Genomic DNA, 16,575 nt, shown 5'->3' with positions numbered 1-16,575 from the left:
AGGTGCCGACATGGAACGGCCGGTAACGGGCGTGCGACGGGCCGGATGCCGGACGATAGCGCCATGACGCACACCGCCGCCTCCGGCATCGCCGCCTTCACCTTCGAGATGGGCGTGCTCAAGCGCCTGCGCCGATCGGGCTGGTGGCAGGTCGGGGTGCGTGACCCGGAGTCGGTGGCCGAGCACAGCCTGCGCGTCGCCCAGCTCGCCGCCCTGCTGGCCGCCGAGGAGGGCGCCGACCCGGCGCGCGCCGCCTACCTCGCGCTGTGGCACGACTCGCAGGAGACCCGCATCACGGACCTGCCGCACACGGCCCGGCCGTACCTCACCAAGCCGGACAACGTCGCGGTCACGCGGGACCAGGTCGCCCGGCTGCCCGAGGCCGCGGCGGCCACCGTGCTCGGCGCGGTGACCGAGTTCGAGGCGCAGGAGACGCCGGAGGCGCGGTGCGCCCGCGACGCGGACAAGCTGGAGTGCCTCGTCCAGGCCGTCGAGTACCGGCACGGCGGCCAGGACGGCGTGCAGGAGTGGATCGACTCGTCCTACGCGGCGCTGGGCACCGACGCCGCGAAGCGGGTGGCGGACGCCGCGCTCACGCAGTCCCCGATGAGCTGGCGCGACTGAGCCGGCGGGCCGGGCGGCCGCGCCGGCTCGGCTCCGGTGAGCGGGACGGCAAGCGGGACCGGTCAGTCCGCGAGCAGCTCCTCGGCCCGCTCCTCCTGGCCGGCGTCGAGGTCGGTCCGCTCGAACGCGGCGACGGCCTTGTCGAACGTGCGGTTCACCCGCGGCTCGATCTCGACGACGCTCGCCGGGGTGACGATCGCCCGCTCGTACTCCGCGATCCAGGCGTCCATGTGCGCCACGTAGGCATCGCGGGCCAGGTCGAGCCTGCTGCCGTCGGACAGCGGCACCGCCTGGGCGTCCTCCTTGGCGGACAGGACGCCGGACCGGGCCTCCTCGGCCAGGTCGGGCACGTCGGTCATGAGCGCGGCGGCGAGCTCCTCCTTCTTGTCGACGTCGGACGTGGCCTCGATCTCGCCGAACCGTCCGCTCACCTCGTCGATGTAGTCACGCATCGTGGACTCGCTGTGCTCCACGGCGTCGAGCAGCACGTCAGCGGGCTCGCTGGTGCCCTCGGCCTGGGACCAGGCGATGCCGCTTCCGGCGCCGGCGACGACGAGCGCACCGACGGCGGAGAGCAGGACCCGGTGATTTCGCAGGTTGAGCATTAGTTCATCGTCACCCGGACGTGGGGCGCTCCGCGCGCTGACGAGTGTGATCCGCGACGGAACTAACGGTCATATCACCCTATTCCGGTCACCAATTGTCGCTCGCTGTCACTCACGGGTGCGCCGCAGGTGCTCCAGCCGCTCGGCGGCCAGGGCCGCGCGGTTCATCCCGGCACGGATGTACGGCGCGTCCGTACCGGCGCTCTTCGGGTAGAAGATGCCCAGGTTGATGAGGCTGACGAACGACGCGTAGACCAGCTCGTCCTGCACCAGCCCCAGGGACAGGAGCGTGCCGATGCCGATGATCGGCACCAGGTACACGGCCACGGTGGGCTGCCAGGCCGCGAGCCGGCCGAGCGTCGCGATCTCGCCCCGCGGCACGGACGAGAGCCCGGCCGCCCGGGCGCGCGCGTTCGTGTCCCACGCGAACCACAGGCAGGCCTGGACCACGACGGCGAACGTGACGTGACCGACGAGGGTGCCCAGCGGCCACCAGTCCCGCTGCACCAACGTGGGCAGCACCACGTAGATCACCGGCAGCACCGCCAGCGAGCGCAGGCCGACCTCCGCGGTCACCGCCCGCACGCGTGGTCCCCGGCCGGCGGGCAGGGCCCAGACGGTGCTCAGCTCGGCGAAGACGTTGAGGTACAGCCGCGCGGTGACCAGCGCGAACGTCAGCGTGACCAGGCGCACCGGCAGGTTGCCCCACGGGTCCGGGATCGGGTAGTCGTCCGCGCGGACGTCGTCCAGGAAGACCAGGCCGACCCCCGACCGGCCGAACACCTCGTCCGCCATCTCGAACCACTTGGCCTGCCAGGACAGCCCGAGGTCGCGGGACCACCACGTCACGACCAGCGCGGTGGCGGACCACACCAGCACGGCGAAGAGCCACGCCCAGCGCTGGAGCCGGCGGGCCTGCCGCAGGTGCGCCGCCCCCGTCGCGTCCCGGACCTGGCCGGTGCGCACCTGCAGCATGCGGCGCTGGCGGGCCACCGTCCCGGCCCCCGGCGAGAGGTCGCGCAGCCGCTGCCACGCGGTGCGCGGCCGTTCCCTGCCGTCCTGCTCGAGGATCGCCACCTCGTCGGCGAACACCCGGCCGATCTGCTCGAACCGGGGGCGGGCCGGGTCGACCGGCGTGACCAGCAGGCGGCGTCGCGGGTCGGCGTCCGTCAGGTCCTCCAGGAGCCGGGCCAGGCCGACCGACACCACGTAGAACTGGTCGGGCACCGTGCCGTCGGGGTTGTGCGGTATCCCGGCGATCGCGACGAGGAGCGCGCCCAGCGAGTACACGTCGGCCAGGGGGTGCCCGACGCCGTCGCGGCGCACCTCGGGCGCCGTGAACACCCCCTCACCCTGCCCCTGGCCCGTGATCGACCGGGCGTGGAGGTGGTTGACCCCCAGGTCGACGAACCGCAGCCGGATCCGTCCGGGCTGCTCGTCCTGGACGATGATGTTGGACGGTGTGAGGTCGTCGTGCCGCCGCCCGTCGCGCTCGATATCCGCGAGCGCGCCCAGCAGCGCCCCGCCGAGGTCGCGCAGCGCCGGGGTGTCCACCGGTCGCAGGATCTCGCGCGGGGGCGGCGCCGGCTGCTCGGCGGCACGTCCGGCCAGGTACTCCCCCATCGTCCGGCCCCGCACCAGGTCCATGAGGATCCAGCTGTCGTGGCTCGCCCAGACGGGCACCGCCGGGGACGGCTCGTCGGCGTCGGGGCGGCCGTGCTCGGTCAGGTACCCGCGGGTCGCGGCCACGATCGTCGGGATGGTCAGGTACGGGTGGATGACGCACTTGAGCACGAAGGCCGCCGTCCGGCCCCGGGACGGCTGCGCGAGCCGCCCGGTGAGGATGATCGACGTCGTGCCGTGCCGGTAGAACTCCAGGCTGGTGAGGTCGAGCGCCGCCCATTCCGCCAGCGCCCGTGCAGACCCGGTCGTCCCGGCGTCCGCCGCGCCGGAGCCGGAGCCCGCGCCGGAACCGGGGCCGTCCGCCCGGCCCGGGTCGTGGAGCGCGGCGAGGGCGCGCCGAACGTCGGGGTCCCCGACGAGCGCGCCGCTGACCTCGGCCGCGAGGCACCCGGCGACCGTGACGTCCCACGGGGCATCGCCGTGGAACCGCATCCGGTCCGAGCTGTGCATGGCGACGAGCGTGAGCAGGTAGTACCCCAGATAGCCGGTGGTGCGCGGCTCCACCGGTCGGGCCCGCCCCGACCACCAGGCCCACAGCAGCTCGATCTCCTGCTCGCGGGTGACCTGGAACCGGTCCGCGTACGCCCGCTCGTCGAGCGGGACGTCGAGGAGCGCGGCATGCCAGTCCTGGACGCGCCAGCCGTCCAGGCCGGTGCCGCGGCGTCCCGGCGCGCCGCCGCGCCCGGTCAGCTCGCGCACGACACCGGTCAGGTGCTCGAGGCTCCCGCGCGTCCCGTCCCCCTGCCGCCCCCTGGTCACGGTTCGCGACGATAGCGAAGTCCCGGGCCCGTGCGCTGGGAAAACACCCCGATCGTGCGAACCGCCGGGAGGCGGGCCGCGCGGGCGCACCCACCACGCCCCCGCCGCGCGCGTCGCGTCGTCCTGCGCGATGCTGGCCCTCGATCGACGGTTTCGGCCGACGAGTCCCGGCAGCGACCGAAGGGAAGACAGACCGTGTTCGGACCCGATTTCTTCGAGCGACTCTCGCAGCGGATGTACTACGACCTCGACGGTCACCCGATCACCCAGGACCAGTGGTCGGTGCTGCGGCTCGGGGCCGGGGCCGCGCACATCGCCCGCGACCACCTCGGGATCTACCACGTGTCCACCGTGTGGACGGGTATCGACACCGCCGCGCCGCTCGAGGACGACGACGACCACACCCCGCTCATCTACGAGACGATGGTCTTCGTCGAACGGCTCGACCCGGACGGTGTGCTCTCCGAGGACGAGCGCCTCGACTGCACGGAGCAGTACGCCGAGATGCACGCCACGCGGGAGGACGCACTGGCCGGGCACCGGCGCGCGACGGCGCTGGTGCGCGAGTGGATCGCGAAGGGCCGCCCGGAGCGCTGAGTACCGCGGCTCGGAGGAACGCAGCTCGGAGGAACGCAGCTCTGACGACGACGCAGGGGGAGCCATGATGCACACCAGCACGCCTTCTCTGACCGCCCTCTTCATCGGGCGACGTGCCGCACGCCGCGCCGTCCACGGCCCCCCGGCCTACGGTGAACCGATGCACGGAACCACCCCGCGGGACCTCGGTCCCGCAGGTGCAAGAGCACTGCTGGCCGAGGTCTTCGAGCCCAGCACCGACCGCCTGGCCCACTCGCTCGGGGTCGGCCGGCGGGCCGAGCGCGTCGCCCGCGTGCTGGGCCGGTCCGACCTGCTCGTGTCCGCGGCGTACCTGCACGACATCGGCTACGCCGCCGCGGCCCGCGACACCGGGCTGCACCAGCTCGACGGCGCCCGCTACCTGCGCCGGCTGGGCGCACCGGACGAGCTGACGAGCCTCGTCGCGCACCACACGTCGGCCCTGGTCGAGGCCGGTGAACGCCACCTCGACGCGCACCTGCGGGGCGAGTTCCCGGTGCCGACGGACAGCGACCTGCTGGACCTGCTCACCTACTGCGACATGACCACCTCGGCCCAGGGCCGCCCCGTCACCGTGGACGAGCGGCTGGACTGCATCTACGACCGCTACGCACCGGGCCACCTCGTGTCGCGCAGCATCCACCGCGCGGAGCCGCAGCTACGGCGGCTCGTGTCCGCCGTCGACGAGCGCCTCCGGCGCGGCTGAGCCCCCGGCCCGCCGCCCGGGCCCGGAAACCGCTCAGGTCAGAACGGCTCAGGTCAGGAACGGCTCGGTGCGCGACAGGTCCACCGCGTGGTCGATGCGCAGCCGCATCGACGGGTGGATCTCCAGCTCACCGAGCCGGTCCACCGGCTGCCACACCACCTCGCTGGACTCGTGCGAGGTCCGGACGGCGCCGCCCGTGACCGTGGCGCGCATGCAGATCGAGAACTGCGCCCGGACCTCGCCGTCCGAGTAGACGATCACGTGCCGGGGGTCGGTGTAGATCCCGACCAGGCCCGTGATCCGCACGCGGTAGCCCGTCTCCTCCTCGGTCTCGCGGACGCCGGCCTGCCGCACGGTCTCCCCCGGGTCGATGCCGCCGCCCGGCAGGGCCCAGAGGTCGTTGTCGGTGCGGTGGATGAGCAGCAGGCGGCCACCGCCGTCGCGCACCGCCACCGTGACCGAGGGGACCACGGAGTTCACCGCCGGCGCGGTCGGATCGTCGAAGTAGTCGAGCCGGGTCATCACGACACCTCGCCCAGGTCCTCCGTCCGCGGCCAGACCGTCAGCGGCGTCGCGGCGTTCCAGACCCGCTCGAAGCCCGCCTGGTAGGCGGGCGCCATCGACGCCTCGGGGCCGTCCTTGAGGTGCAACAGCGGGTTCGCTCCGGCGGGCGAGCCCCAGACGTGGGTGTTGACCAGCAGGTCGTCGTCGAACCGGAAGGTCGTGGCGTACAGCGTGCGGTCGTGCAGCCGCACCTCGACGCCCGGCGTGCCGAGCGCGGGGGCCAGGTAGGCCAGCACCAGCGCGATGCGCCCGGCGAGGCCCGTGCCGCCCTCCTCCTCGGTGCGCACGGTGACCGCGCTGCCGTCCGGGTCGCCCAGCAGCAGCCGTACCTGGACGCCCCGCTCCGCCATGGTGACGATCTCGGTGGTCAGGTCCAGGGTCTGGTCCGGCAGGAACGTCGCCGCGAACGCGTGCAGCTCGAACCGCTGCTCCACGCCGGCGAGGAAGGCCCGCCAGGTCCCGGACGGCACGGCGCGCCGCGCCGGGTAGACGCCGACGATCTCCTGGGCGGCGGCCTCCGCCCGGTCGACGTCGCCCCACAGCGCCGCGACGTCACAGCCCAGCGCCTCGGAGACCGCGACGCGATGGCGCGGGTGCGGCGTGCGCCCCTGGGCCACCCAGCGCTCCACGGTCTTCGGGTCGACGCCGACGGCGGCCGCGAGCCGGACCTGGCTCAGGCCGGCCTGGTTCATCGCCGCGACCAGTCGTTGGTTTCTCACGTGTCATCTCACCCCCTCAGGGACGTATCTATCACCGAAACGTCCCGTGCGCTGCCGATGGCACGTCCCATGTGCCCGGCGCACAGTGGTATCAGCCAGTCCACCTGTCCGACCCGTGTCCCGGAGAGCCTCGTGAACCCCATTGCCTCGCAGTCGGTCACAGAACGTCTCGGCGATGTCATCGACCTGCTGCGGCATGTCCGCGCGGACTGGATCGAGGTCCTGACGGTCACGCCCGAGCGCGTGTGCCTGCAGCCCTGGCACCTGGACGACGGCGAGAGCATCGCGCGGGCGCTGGGCCTGGACCACGCCATCGACCAGCGCATGCTGAACCCCGGGTACACGCTGTGGTCGGGCGAGTGGCGCGGTGTCGAGGTGCAGGTGCGCGGCGCGCTGCGTGCCGGCGTGCCGGTCTTCTGAGCCGACGGCCCGGCTCCGACACGCCGTCACGGCATGGATTCGCCCGTCCGCGAACGCGGCCGTGCCCCTGGTCACGCCGAGCGCCGCACACCCTAGGGTGGGGGGATGACCGACGCGCATCACGAGCAGCCGGAGCAGGCCTCGCCTCGCCAGACCGTGCTCCTCGCTGCCTTCGAAGGTTGGAACGACGCGGGTAGCGCCGCCACGACGGCGCTCACGCACCTGGCCGAGGTGTGGGGCGCCGAGAAGGTGACCGAGCTCGACCCCGAGGAGTTCCACGACTTCCAGGTCAACCGCCCGTACATCTCGCTGGACGACGACGGGAAACGCTCCATCACCTGGCCCACGACCACGATCTCGGTGGCGCAGGTGGGCGAGCGCAAGGTCGTGCTGGTGCACGGCGTCGAGCCGTCGATGCGCTGGCGCAAGTACTGCGAGGAGCTGCTGCGCGTGGCGGACGAGCTGGGGGTCCGCACCGTGATCACGCTCGGCGCGCTCCTGGCGGACGTCCCGCACACGCGGCCCATCCCCATGACCGCCACCTCGGACAGCGTGGGCCTGCAGTCCGTGCTGGACATCGAGGCCAACACCTACCAGGGCCCCACGGGCATCGTCGGGGTGCTGCAGCACGAGGCCGCGGAGCGCGGCCTGCAGTCCGTCAGCCTGTGGGCGGCCGTGCCGCACTACGTGGCCAATCCCCCGTCGCCCAAGGCGACGCTGGCGATCCTCACGCGCGTGGAGGAGATCCTGGGCGAGACGGTCCCGATGGGTGAGCTGCCCGACGACGCCGCGGCCTGGCAGCACGGCGTGGACGAGCTGGCGTCCGAGGACTCGGAGATCTCCGAGTACGTGGCCCAGCTCGAGGAGGCCAAGGACACCGCCGAGCTGCCCGAGGCGTCCGGCGACGCCATCGCGCGCGAGTTCGAGCGCTACCTGCGCCGGCGCGACGGCGGCGGCAAGGACAGCGGGCCCGAACGGCTCTGAGCCCGCATCCGGCCGCCCGGTCCGGAACAGGGCGACGAAGCACAGAGGCCTGAGTCCCCCGTGGGGCTCAGGCCTCTGACGTGTTGTCCGGCGTGACGGTCACGCGCTGCTGGAGATGGGCTCGATCCGCACACCTGCGTCCGGCCCGTGGAAGCCCACCCATGTCTCAAGACACCGTGCGGCGTCCTCGACGCGGTCGTAGACCGGTGCGTATCCCGGTCCGTTACGTACCACTCGGTATCGCGTGCTGCACCTGGGCGCCGTCGTGACGGTGACCCGGGTCTCACCCGTGAAGTCTTCCTCGTACTCCGTCATGCTCCCCATCCTGCCCCGGGTTAAATGCAAACGGAAGCAGGGGCCAAAACTAACCTGTCGGGCGCCCGGCGCGGTTCTGGCCTACCTCGCCGAAACCGGGTCGGAATGCGGCGCCCGAGGGGTCAAAGACGCACTCCGAGCAGGGCGTTTACCGTTCGCGCGATGATCCCGGGGGCGCCCTCCTCGTCGGCGGAGGTGTCCCGGGACGGGTCCAGGGAGCTCTCGGCCCACGCGTCGACGGCGGCCAGCGCGGCCGGTGCGTCGAGGTCGTCCGCGAGTGCCGCGCGGACCGCCGCCAGGGTCGAGTCGGCCGACGGTCCGCCGTTCCCTGAGACCGCGTCGCGCCACCGGACGAGCCGCGCCTCGCCCTCCGGCAGCGAGCTCTCGTCCCACTCCCACTCGGTGCGGTAGTGGTGGGCCAGGAGCGCCAGGCGGATCGCCATCGGGTCGTGCCCCTCGTCCCGCAGCCGCGAGACCAGCACGAGGTTGCCGAGCGACTTGCTCATCTTCTCGCCCTGGTAGGCGACCAGGCCGGCGTGGACGTGCGTGCGGGCGCCGGCCGGCTCGCCGTCGCCGGCGGCCGGACACAGCACACGCAGGTGCGACGTCGACATCTCGTGGTGCGGGAACAGCAGGTCCGAGCCACCGCCCTGCACGTCGAACCGCTCCCCCGCCGCCACGTCCAGCCCGTCGCGCGCGATCACCGCGCACTCGATGTGCCAGCCCGGGCGGCCGGTGCCGAGCGGCCCGCCGTCCCACGCGGGCTCGCCCGCTCGCTCACGGCGCCACAGCAGCGGGTCCAACGGGTCCTTCTTGCCCTCACGGTCCGGGTCGCCGCCGCGCTCCGCGAAGGTGGCCAGCGCCTGCTCGCGGTCGAGGTGCGCGACCGCCCCGAAGCGCGGGTCGGCGGTGAGGTCCGCGTAGACGTCGCCCAGCTCCGGCGTGGAACCGCCGGCGCCCGGCTCCAGCGACACGCGGTAGGCCGCGCCGGACTCCAGCATGGCCGCCACGGCCCGCGCGACGTCCGGGGCCGACTCCACGGCTCCGGTCCACGTCGCGGGCGGGATAACACCCAGCGCCGTCATGTCCTCGCGGAAGAGCGCGATCTGCGAGGCCGCGAGCTCGCGCCAGTCCATGCCGGTCGCCTCGGCGCGCTCCAGCAGCGGGTCGTCGACGTCGGTCACGTTCGAGGCGTAGGTGACGTCCTTGCCGGCGTCGCGCCAGGCGCGCACCAGCAGGTCGAACGTCACGTACGTGTTCGCGTGCCCGATGTGGGTGGCGTCGTACGGCGTGATGCCGCACGCGTACAGCCGCGCCTGCGGGCCCGGCGCCGCCTCCACGAGCTCACCCGTCGACGAGTCGTGGACCCGCACCGGGGCGGGCGCGGGAGAGCCGGGGAGCAGCGGGACTTGGGGTGTGGGCCAGGCGTGCACGCGACCAACGATAACCGCCGCCTGTGACACTCCCTGACCATGTCAGGGGCCCGGGGCGTGTGTTCTACGCGACGCCGCCGGTCGCGTCGATCGTGCCCGACATCAGCAGCCACACGACCACGCCGGCGAGCACGAACCGGTAGTACACGAACGGCTTGTAGGAGTAGTTGCCGATGATCTTGAGGAACCCGATGATCACCGCGTAGCCCACGCCGAACGCAATGATGGTGGCGATGATCGTGGCGCCCCATCCGGGCGCCCCCTCGGGGATCGGCTCCCCCACGGTCTTGACGAGCTGGTAGAAGCCCGAGCCGAGCACGGCGGGGAGGGCGAGCAGGAACGAGTAGTCTGCCGCCGCCTTCCGCGTGAAGCCCATGGTCATGCCGGCGGTGATCGTGCCGCCGGAGCGGGACACACCCGGCACCAGCGCCAGCGCCTGGGCCAGGCCGAAGCCGATGGCCGTGGACCCCGTGAGCGACGTCAGCTCGCGCTCCTGGCGACCGAACACGTCGGCCAGGAGCAGCAGGATCCCGAAGAACGTGAGCGTGAAGACCGTGAGCCAGAGGTTTCGGAACGTGGACTCGATCTGCTCTTCGAACAGCAGGCCCAGCACCACGATCGGGATCGAGCCGAGGATGATGTACCAGCCCATCGCGGCGTCGTGGTTCGCGGTGACACCGGGGCGGCCGTGCCGCACGTCGACGGAACCAGGGCGCGGCCCCAGGCCCGTGCGGGCACGCCAGCCCTTGCCGTAGGCGCCCGTCAGGGCCTTGGACCAGGCGACGAGGATGACGCCGATCTTCTTGCGGTAGTAGATGATCACCGCGAGCTCGGTACCGATCTGCGTGATGGCGGTGAACGCCGCGCCGGGGTCACCCGACCCGATCAGCTCACCGACGATCCGCAGGTGCGCCGACGAGGAGATCGGGAGGAACTCGGTCAGGCCCTGGACCAGGCCCAGAAGGATGGCTTCCCACGCAGTCACGGGCCGTGACACTACCCCACGGCGCGCCGCCTGACGCACCCGCGGCGGCCGCGGGTAGCCTGCCGCACATGGAACGACGCCGGGTGGGCAGGTCGGGCCTGCGGGTCTCCGAACTCGGGCTCGGCACCATGACATGGGGCCGCGACACCGACGAGATCGACGCGGCCGAGCAGGTACGGGACTTCCTCGACGCCGGCGGCACCCTCGTGGACACCGCGGCCAGCTACGCCGACGGCGACTCCGAGCGCGTGATCGGCACGCTCCTGTCCGGCAAGGTGGGCCGGCACGAGCTGGTGCTCGCCACCAAGGCCGGCATCCGGTCGGAGTCGCGGCCCGACGGCGGCCCGGGCCGCGTCGTGGACGCCTCCCGCGGCGCGCTGCTCGACAGCCTCGACGAGTCGCTGGTGCGGATGGGCACCGACCACGTGGACCTGTTCCTCGTGGCCTGCCCCGACCCCAACACGTCGCTCGAGGAGACGTGCAACGCGCTGCGGATCGCCGTGACCAGCGGGCGCGCCCGGTACGTGGGCCTGAGCAACCACCCCGGCTGGGCGACGGCGCGCGTGGCGACGCTCCTGGAGCCCGACGTCGGCCTGGCCGCCGTGGAGCTCGAGTACTCGCTCCTGCAGCGCGGCGTGGAGCGGGACGTCGTGCCGGCCGCCGACGCCCTCGGTGCCGGGCTGCTGGCCTGGTCCCCGCTCGGGCGCGGCGTGCTCACCGGCAAGTACCGGCGTGCCATCCCCGCCGACTCACGGGCCGCCGGGGCGCTGGCGGGCTTCGTCCAGCCGTACCTGGAGGGGCCGGCGTCCGCCGTCGTCGAGGCCGTGGCGACCGCCGCCGAGGGGCTGGGCCGCGCCGCCGGGGAGGTGGCGCTCGCCTGGCTCCTGGAGCGCGAGGGCATCGCGTCGGCGATCGTGGGCGCGCGGACGCCCACCCAGCTCCGTTCGTCGCTGGCGGCCGTGACCCTCGAGCTGCCGTACGAGGTGCACGCCGCCCTCGACGACGTCTCCGCCCCGGAGATCGGCTATCCGGAACGCTGGTGACCGTTCGCCCGCCCGGGCCTGAGCCCGCGCCGGGTCAGCGCTGCTGCGCAGGCTGCGGCTGGTCCTCCGACTCCTCGACCTCGCCCAGGTCGTCGTCGAAGTCGAGGTCCTCGAGGTCCTCCAGGTCCTCGTCCGACTCGTCGTCCTCGTCGTCGTCGTCCTCGTCCACCTCGTCGGCCAGGTAGAACGGCGTCACCTCGCCGAACACCGTGGCCAGGGAGTCCTCGTACACCTCGTAGGCGTCGGCCAGGACGTCGTAGGCGTCGTCGACGGCGGGGTCGTCGTCACTCCGGCGAGTGGCGACCGCGTGGTGGTGGGCCTCGAGTGCGGCTACGAGGCGGTCGAGCGCGGCACGCGGTTCAACGGTCATGCCTTGAAGGTAGCGCCCCATGGGCCACAATGGGCAGACGAAATTCATTGCTGTCACCGGTCTGCAACCAAACCGGCATAAACTGACCTCACCCGCGACCCGAGGACGGTGCATCAGATGGCGAGAGACGGCTCCGTGTTCCGCAAGAACAGTCAGTACGAGTACCGCGTCGTGACCTTCGAGCCGGACACCACGGTGCCGGACGCCCGCAAGGTGCTCACCGACGAAGCCGAGTACGGCCGTTGGGAACTGGCAAGGACCCTTCTCTACATCGGCGGCAGACGCAAGGTCTGGCTCCGCCGCAAGATCATCAAGGTCTCCTCGACCCTCTGACCCCGTGCCGGACGCTCAGGTCACCCGGGTGACCTGAGCGTCCGGCACGTGCGCGCGCGTGCGCCGGGCGCGTCAGTGCTCCGGACGGGTCAGCAGGTGGCCAGCAGGCGGTCCAGCACGCGCGTGCCGAACTTCAGCGCCTCGGTCGGCACCCGCTCGTCCACGCCGTGGAACATGCCGGCGAAGTCCAGGTCGTTCGTGAGCTGCAGCGGCGCGAAGCCGTAGCCGGTGATGCCCAGCCGGTGCAGCGACTTGTTGTCCGTGCCGCCGGACAGCGTGTACGGCAGCACCTTCGCGCCCGGGTCCTCGGCGTCGATCGCGGCGACCATCGCGTCGACCAGCGACCCGCTGAACGGCACCTCCAGCGCCGTGTCCAGGTGGATCGGCTCGATCCGCACCCGGGGTCCGGCCAGCTCGCGCAGCGTGGCCATCCCGGCCTCCTCGTGCCCCGGCAGGAGCCGTACGTCCACGGTCGCCTCGGCGCGGCCCGGGATCACGTTCGCCTTGTACCCGGAGGCGAGCTGGGTCGGGTTGGACGTGTTGCGCACCGTGGCGCCCACGAACTTCGCCACCGGGCCGAGCGCGGCGACCAGGGCGTCGATCGTGGCCGGGTCCTCGTGGTCCACGGGCAGCCCCGTCAGGTCGCCGACGCCGCGCAGCAGCGCGTCCACGGTCGGGGTGATCGTGGTCGGCCAGGCGTGCTGCCCGATCCGCGCGACGGCGGCGGCGAGCTCGGTGACCGCGTTCTCCTCGTTGACCTGCGAGCCGTGCCCGGCCCGCCCGTCGGCGATCAGCCGCAGCCAGGCGATGCCCTTCTCCGCCGTCTGCAGCAGGTAGGCGCGCTTGCCGCCCACCTCGACCGAGTAGCCGCCCACCTCGGAGATCGCCTCCGTGGCCCCCTCGAACAGGTCGGGGCGGTGGTCCACGGCCCAGCGGGCGCCGTACACGCCGCCCGCCTCCTCGTCGGCGAAGAACGCGACCACCACGTCGCGCGCGGGCTTGCGGCCCTCGCGCGCCATCTGCCGCACGACCGCCAGGATCATGGCGTCCATGTCCTTCATGTCGACGGCGCCGCGGCCCCACAGGAGCCCCTCCGTGAGCTCGGCGCCGAACGGGTCCACGCTCCAGTCGTCCTTCGCGGCGGGCACCACGTCGAGGTGCCCGTGCAGCACCAGCGCGGGCCGGCCACGGTCCTGCCCCTCCAGCCGGACGACGACGGAGGCCCGTCCCGGGCTGGACTCGAACAGCTCGGGCTGAAGCCCCACCTCGTGCAGCAGCTCCATGACATACTCGGCCGCGGCACGCTCCCCCGGGCCCTCGTTGTCGCCGTAGTTCGACGTGTCGAACCGGATCAGCTCCTGACAGATCCGGATGACCTCGTCGGCGGCGGTGGGCACGGGCGCGGCGGTGGGAACAGTCTCAGTCACAGGGCCACGGTAACCGGCCGCACGAGGCGGCCGGTCCACCGTGGCCGGGCGTCTCACCCCTCAGACGAGGCCGCGCCCCTCGGACGGCGCCTCATCCCTCAGACCAGGCCGCGGCGCTCGAGCAGCGGCGCGATCTCGGCGGCGCGCCCCCGCAGGTCCTCGAACGAGGCCAGCGGGTCCTGCGAGCCGCCGCGGGCGAGCAGCTTGCGGCGGAACGCCTCGCCGTTCTCCCGGGTCAGCCCGCCGTTCTCGGCGTACCACTGCACGGTGTCCGCGTCGAGCACCTCGGACCAGATGTACGAGTAGTACCCGGCCGAGTACCCGCCGCCGAAGATGTGGTTGAAGTAGGTGCTCCGGTACCGCGGCGGCACGGACGCGAAGTCGACCCCGGCCGCGGCGAGCGCCGCCGCCTCGAAGGGCAGCACGTCCTCGACCGACGTCGGCACCTGCTCCGGCGTGAGCTGGTGCCACGCCTGGTCGAGCAGCGCGGCGGCGAGGTACTCGGTGGTCGAGAAGCCCTCGCCCCAGACGCGGGAGGCGAGCATGGTGTCGACCCACTCGGCCGGCATCGGCTCGCCGGTGGTGTGGTGCACGGCGAACGACCTCAGGATCTGCGGCTCCCACGACCACATCTCGTTGACCTGCGAGGGGTACTCGACGAAGTCGCGCGGCACCGAGGTGCCCGACTGCGACGGGTAGCGGACGTCGCTGAGCAGGCCGTGCAGCGCGTGCCCGAACTCGTGGAACAGGGTGGTCACCTCGTCCCACACGAGCAGCGTGGGCTCGCCCGCCGGGGGCTTGACGATGTTGAGGTTGTTGACGACCACGGGCTTCTCGCCCAGCAGGTCGCTCTGCACGACGAGGCTGTCCATCCAGGCGCCGCCCCGCTTCGACTCGCGGGTGTAGAAGTCGGCGAGGAACAGCCCGAGGCCGGTGCCCGGCTCCCCCGGCTCGACCGAGTCGAACACCTCGTAGACCCGCACGTCCGGGTGGTAGCCCGGCAGGTCGGCGCGCTCGGTGAAGGAGAGCCCGAACAGCAGTCCGGCCGCCTTGAACACGCCGTCGTGCACCACGCGCTCGAGCTCGAGGTAGGGCCGCAGGGCGGCGTCGTCCAGGTTGAAGCGCTGCTTGCGCACGGCCTCGTTGAGGTAGGACCAGTCGGCGGCGGCCACGCCGTCCGCGCCGCCGCTGCCCGACGCCCCGCTCACCTTCGCGAGCTCGCTCGCCTCGCGCCGCGCGTTGGCGACGGCGGCGGGCGCGAGGCGCCCCAGCATCTCGTTGACCGCCGCCGTGGTGCCCGCCGTCGCGTCCGCGGCGATGTAGGCCGCGTGGTGCTCGTAGCCGAGGAGCTGCGCGTGCTCGGCCCGCAGCCGGGCGAGCTCCAGGAGCACCTCGCGGGTGTCGTTCTCACCGCCCGTCGCGCCGCGCGCCATGGAGGCGCTCTGCACGCGCTCGCGCGTGGTCGGGTTCTCCAGCGAGGCCAGCACGTTCTGGTGCGTGAAGAGCTGCATCTCCAGGAGCCAGCCGTCCTGGCCGCGTGCCTCGGCGGCGGCCCGGGCGCCCGCCCGGGCGTCGGCGGAGAGGCCGGCGAGCTCCGCCTCGTCGGTCACGAGCACGCTCGCCTCGTTGGCGCCGGCCAGGAGCTTGCGCCCGAAGCTCGCCTCCAGCGACGTGATGCGCGCGTTGAGGTCGCGCAGCGTGTCCTGGTCCTGGGGCGACAGCTCGATGCCGGAGCGCTGGAACTGCTTCATGAGCTTCTCGACCAGGTACGCGGTGTCGGGCTCCAGGTCGAGGTCGCCCGCGGCGGCGGCGTCGGCCAGGGAACGCACGCGCGCGTGGAGGCGCGCGTCCATGTTGATCGCGTCCTGGTGGGCCGCGAACCGCGGCGCGAGCCGCTCCTGGACGTCCTCCAGGCCGGGGGTCGAGTCCGAGGGGAGCTGGTTGAAGTACGCCCGGGCGGCCCGGCCCAGGAGCTGCCCGGCCCGTTCCAGCGCCTCCAGCGTGTTCTGGACGGTGGCGGGCTCCGGGTTCGTGGCGATCGCGTCGACCTCGGCGCGGTGGGCGGCCATGCCGGCCAGGATCGCCGGCTCGTAGTGCTCCTCGCGGATCGCGGCGAAGTCGGGCAGGCCGTACGGGAGGGTGGACGGGGCGGCGAACGGGTTGGCCGGGTCCAGGTCCGCGGGCGCGGTGGTCTCATGGGTCGAGGTCATGGGGAACATCCTCGCCCATCGGCTGCCTCGTGGACGCGCCCTTTCCGTGAGGTCGGCACGACGCACCGAGATCGGTCCAGGCCTGTGCCGATCTCGGTGCGAACTGCCGATCTCTCGGCGCGGACTGCCGACCGGCGGAGCCGCTAGGGTCAGGGCGTGGATCCTCTGCGGCTCGTCGGTACCTGGGACTTCCGGCGGGAGATCCGGCACGCCGACGGCACGCAGTACGCCGCCGACGGCGGGGCCGAGCTCACCCCGCAGGAGGACGGGCGCATCCGCTGGGCCGAGCGCGGCACCCTGCGCTGGGCCACGGGGAGCACCCCGGTGACGCGCACCCTGTTCCTGGTCCGCGAACCGCCGTCCGACGACGAGGCCGCGCCGGGGAGTCGGCCGCCGTCCGACGACGGGGCCGCGCCCCGGTGGCGCGTGACCTTCGAGGACGGCCGGGACTTCCACCCCTGGACGGCCGGCGCCGTCGAGCACCTGTGCGGCCGGGACCTCTACCGGGGCGGCATCGACCTCCCTGCCCAGGTCCCGGCAGGAGTGCCCGCCGTCCGGGTGCCGGCGGACTCGTGGGACCTGCGCTGGCACGTGACGGGCCCCGAGAAGGACTACCTGATGCACACCTGGTACACCCGCCGCCCCTGAGCCTCCCGTCCGCACGCCGAGGTCGGCAGTGCGGTCGAGGTCGGCAGTGTGACGTCGAGGTCGGCAGTCGGCTTCGAGATCGGGCCGGGCGATGTGCGACTCCTGCGGGGTGCGCACCGTGTGCGGCTGGGG

General features: G+C 72.9%; 18 protein-coding genes. 8 read left to right on the top strand and 10 right to left on the bottom strand.

Features of this window, described 5'->3' with window-relative positions; genetic code table 11:
- The first annotated feature begins 63 nt into the window (after positions 1 to 63).
- Entirely contained in the window at positions 64 to 624 is a 561-nt protein-coding gene (locus tag AB0I29_RS03540) for an HD domain-containing protein (protein WP_285102371.1), read from the top strand.
- Positions 625 to 686: 62 nt separating this feature from the next.
- Here the strand turns inward: AB0I29_RS03540 and AB0I29_RS03535 are convergent, their stop codons facing one another.
- On the bottom strand, positions 687 to 1,229 hold the full coding sequence (locus AB0I29_RS03535) for a hypothetical protein (RefSeq protein ID WP_285102372.1): 543 nt from the start codon (positions 1,227 to 1,229) through the stop codon (positions 687 to 689).
- A 108-nt stretch (positions 1,230 to 1,337) separates the two neighbouring features.
- Entirely contained in the window at positions 1,338 to 3,671 is a 2,334-nt protein-coding gene (locus AB0I29_RS03530) for a hypothetical protein (protein ID WP_357478172.1), read from the bottom strand.
- A 195-nt stretch (positions 3,672 to 3,866) separates the two neighbouring features.
- On the opposite strand from AB0I29_RS03530, the gene AB0I29_RS03525 reads away from it, so the two are divergent.
- Positions 3,867 to 4,268 (top strand): hypothetical protein, encoded by a 402-nt coding sequence (locus AB0I29_RS03525; RefSeq protein WP_357478169.1) that lies wholly within the window; start codon positions 3,867 to 3,869, stop codon positions 4,266 to 4,268.
- Between the two features lie 160 nt (positions 4,269 to 4,428).
- Positions 4,429 to 4,992, top strand: a complete 564-nt coding sequence (locus AB0I29_RS03520) for an HD domain-containing protein (RefSeq protein ID WP_285102375.1) — start codon at positions 4,429 to 4,431, stop codon at positions 4,990 to 4,992.
- Between the two features lie 48 nt (positions 4,993 to 5,040).
- Here AB0I29_RS03520 and AB0I29_RS03515 read toward each other — a convergent pair whose 3' ends face one another.
- Both AB0I29_RS03515 and AB0I29_RS03510 read right to left on the bottom strand, forming a co-directional pair.
- Complete coding sequence (locus AB0I29_RS03515; RefSeq protein ID WP_285102377.1) at positions 5,041 to 5,514, bottom strand: NUDIX domain-containing protein; 474 nt, start codon at positions 5,512 to 5,514, stop codon at positions 5,041 to 5,043.
- Positions 5,514 to 6,275 (bottom strand): helix-turn-helix domain-containing protein, encoded by a 762-nt coding sequence (locus AB0I29_RS03510; protein WP_285102378.1) that lies wholly within the window; start codon positions 6,273 to 6,275, stop codon positions 5,514 to 5,516. The genes AB0I29_RS03515 and AB0I29_RS03510 overlap by 1 nt, the downstream gene beginning before the upstream one ends.
- A 132-nt stretch (positions 6,276 to 6,407) precedes the next feature.
- Here AB0I29_RS03510 and AB0I29_RS03505 point away from each other — a divergent pair, with 132 nt between their 5' ends.
- Together AB0I29_RS03505 and AB0I29_RS03500 are read left to right on the top strand one after the other, a co-directional pair.
- On the top strand, positions 6,408 to 6,695 hold the full coding sequence (locus tag AB0I29_RS03505; RefSeq protein WP_285102379.1) for a hypothetical protein: 288 nt from the start codon (positions 6,408 to 6,410) through the stop codon (positions 6,693 to 6,695).
- A 105-nt stretch (positions 6,696 to 6,800) separates the two neighbouring features.
- Positions 6,801 to 7,679 (top strand): PAC2 family protein, encoded by an 879-nt coding sequence (locus tag AB0I29_RS03500; RefSeq protein WP_285102380.1) that lies wholly within the window; start codon positions 6,801 to 6,803, stop codon positions 7,677 to 7,679.
- A gap of 99 nt (positions 7,680 to 7,778) precedes the next feature.
- On the opposite strand, the gene AB0I29_RS03495 is transcribed toward AB0I29_RS03500, so the two are convergent.
- The 3 genes from AB0I29_RS03495 to AB0I29_RS03485 all read right to left on the bottom strand — a co-directional run bounded on the left by AB0I29_RS03495 (position 7,779) and on the right by AB0I29_RS03485 (position 10,412).
- Positions 7,779 to 7,994 (bottom strand): hypothetical protein, encoded by a 216-nt coding sequence (locus tag AB0I29_RS03495; RefSeq protein WP_285102381.1) that lies wholly within the window; start codon positions 7,992 to 7,994, stop codon positions 7,779 to 7,781.
- Positions 7,995 to 8,116: 122 nt separating this feature from the next.
- Positions 8,117 to 9,427, bottom strand: a complete 1,311-nt coding sequence (gene mshC / locus AB0I29_RS03490; protein WP_357478162.1) for a cysteine--1-D-myo-inosityl 2-amino-2-deoxy-alpha-D-glucopyranoside ligase — start codon at positions 9,425 to 9,427, stop codon at positions 8,117 to 8,119.
- A gap of 64 nt (positions 9,428 to 9,491) precedes the next feature.
- Positions 9,492 to 10,412, bottom strand: a complete 921-nt coding sequence (locus AB0I29_RS03485) for an undecaprenyl-diphosphate phosphatase (RefSeq protein ID WP_285102383.1) — start codon at positions 10,410 to 10,412, stop codon at positions 9,492 to 9,494.
- A 68-nt stretch (positions 10,413 to 10,480) separates the two neighbouring features.
- On the opposite strand from AB0I29_RS03485, the gene AB0I29_RS03480 reads away from it, so the two are divergent.
- Complete coding sequence (locus AB0I29_RS03480; protein ID WP_357478158.1) at positions 10,481 to 11,455, top strand: aldo/keto reductase; 975 nt, start codon at positions 10,481 to 10,483, stop codon at positions 11,453 to 11,455.
- Positions 11,456 to 11,489: 34 nt separating this feature from the next.
- Here AB0I29_RS03480 and AB0I29_RS03475 read toward each other — a convergent pair whose 3' ends face one another.
- On the bottom strand, positions 11,490 to 11,825 hold the full coding sequence (locus AB0I29_RS03475; protein WP_285102386.1) for a primosomal protein: 336 nt from the start codon (positions 11,823 to 11,825) through the stop codon (positions 11,490 to 11,492).
- Between the two features lie 117 nt (positions 11,826 to 11,942).
- Here AB0I29_RS03475 and AB0I29_RS03470 point away from each other — a divergent pair, with 117 nt between their 5' ends.
- Positions 11,943 to 12,158, top strand: coding sequence for a DUF5703 family protein (locus AB0I29_RS03470; RefSeq protein WP_285102387.1), 216 nt, complete (start codon positions 11,943 to 11,945; stop codon positions 12,156 to 12,158).
- A gap of 89 nt (positions 12,159 to 12,247) precedes the next feature.
- Here the strand turns inward: AB0I29_RS03470 and AB0I29_RS03465 are convergent, their stop codons facing one another.
- Positions 12,248 to 13,585: a M20/M25/M40 family metallo-hydrolase gene (locus AB0I29_RS03465; protein ID WP_357478154.1), complete on the bottom strand. Its 1,338-nt coding sequence runs from the start codon at positions 13,583 to 13,585 to the stop codon at positions 12,248 to 12,250.
- A 98-nt stretch (positions 13,586 to 13,683) separates the two neighbouring features.
- Positions 13,684 to 15,795, bottom strand: a complete 2,112-nt coding sequence (locus AB0I29_RS03460; protein WP_357478150.1) for a M3 family metallopeptidase — start codon at positions 15,793 to 15,795, stop codon at positions 13,684 to 13,686.
- A gap of 156 nt (positions 15,796 to 15,951) precedes the next feature.
- On the opposite strand from AB0I29_RS03460, the gene AB0I29_RS03455 reads away from it, so the two are divergent.
- Positions 15,952 to 16,443: a DUF6314 family protein gene (locus AB0I29_RS03455; protein ID WP_357478147.1), complete on the top strand. Its 492-nt coding sequence runs from the start codon at positions 15,952 to 15,954 to the stop codon at positions 16,441 to 16,443.
- Positions 16,444 to 16,575 lie beyond the last annotated feature (132 nt).

The organism is Promicromonospora sp. NPDC050262 (assembly GCF_040655935.1).
GTDB lineage: Bacteria > Actinomycetota > Actinomycetes > Actinomycetales > Cellulomonadaceae > Promicromonospora.
Note: the sequence above shows the minus strand (reverse complement) of the source record. Positions and strands in the feature narration are given on the sequence as shown.

Bases quoted from the DNA above. Each gene is read 5' to 3' on its own strand.
- AB0I29_RS03535 (WP_285102372.1), bottom strand. From the start codon at position 1,229: ATGCTCAACCTGCGAAATCACCGGGTCCTGCTCTCCGCCGTCGGTGCG.
- AB0I29_RS03480 (WP_357478158.1), top strand. From the start codon at position 10,481: ATGGAACGACGCCGGGTGGGCAGGTCGGGCCTGCGGGTCTCCGAACTC.
- AB0I29_RS03460 (WP_357478150.1), bottom strand. From the start codon at position 15,795: ATGACCTCGACCCATGAGACCACCGCGCCCGCGGACCTGGACCCGGCC.
- AB0I29_RS03495 (WP_285102381.1), bottom strand. From the start codon at position 7,994: ATGACGGAGTACGAGGAAGACTTCACGGGTGAGACCCGGGTCACCGTC.
- AB0I29_RS03475 (WP_285102386.1), bottom strand. From the start codon at position 11,825: ATGACCGTTGAACCGCGTGCCGCGCTCGACCGCCTCGTAGCCGCACTC.
- AB0I29_RS03540 (WP_285102371.1), top strand. From the start codon at position 64: ATGACGCACACCGCCGCCTCCGGCATCGCCGCCTTCACCTTCGAGATG.
- AB0I29_RS03520 (WP_285102375.1), top strand. From the start codon at position 4,429: ATGCACGGAACCACCCCGCGGGACCTCGGTCCCGCAGGTGCAAGAGCA.
- AB0I29_RS03515 (WP_285102377.1), bottom strand. From the start codon at position 5,514: ATGACCCGGCTCGACTACTTCGACGATCCGACCGCGCCGGCGGTGAAC.
- AB0I29_RS03500 (WP_285102380.1), top strand. From the start codon at position 6,801: ATGACCGACGCGCATCACGAGCAGCCGGAGCAGGCCTCGCCTCGCCAG.
- AB0I29_RS03470 (WP_285102387.1), top strand. From the start codon at position 11,943: ATGGCGAGAGACGGCTCCGTGTTCCGCAAGAACAGTCAGTACGAGTAC.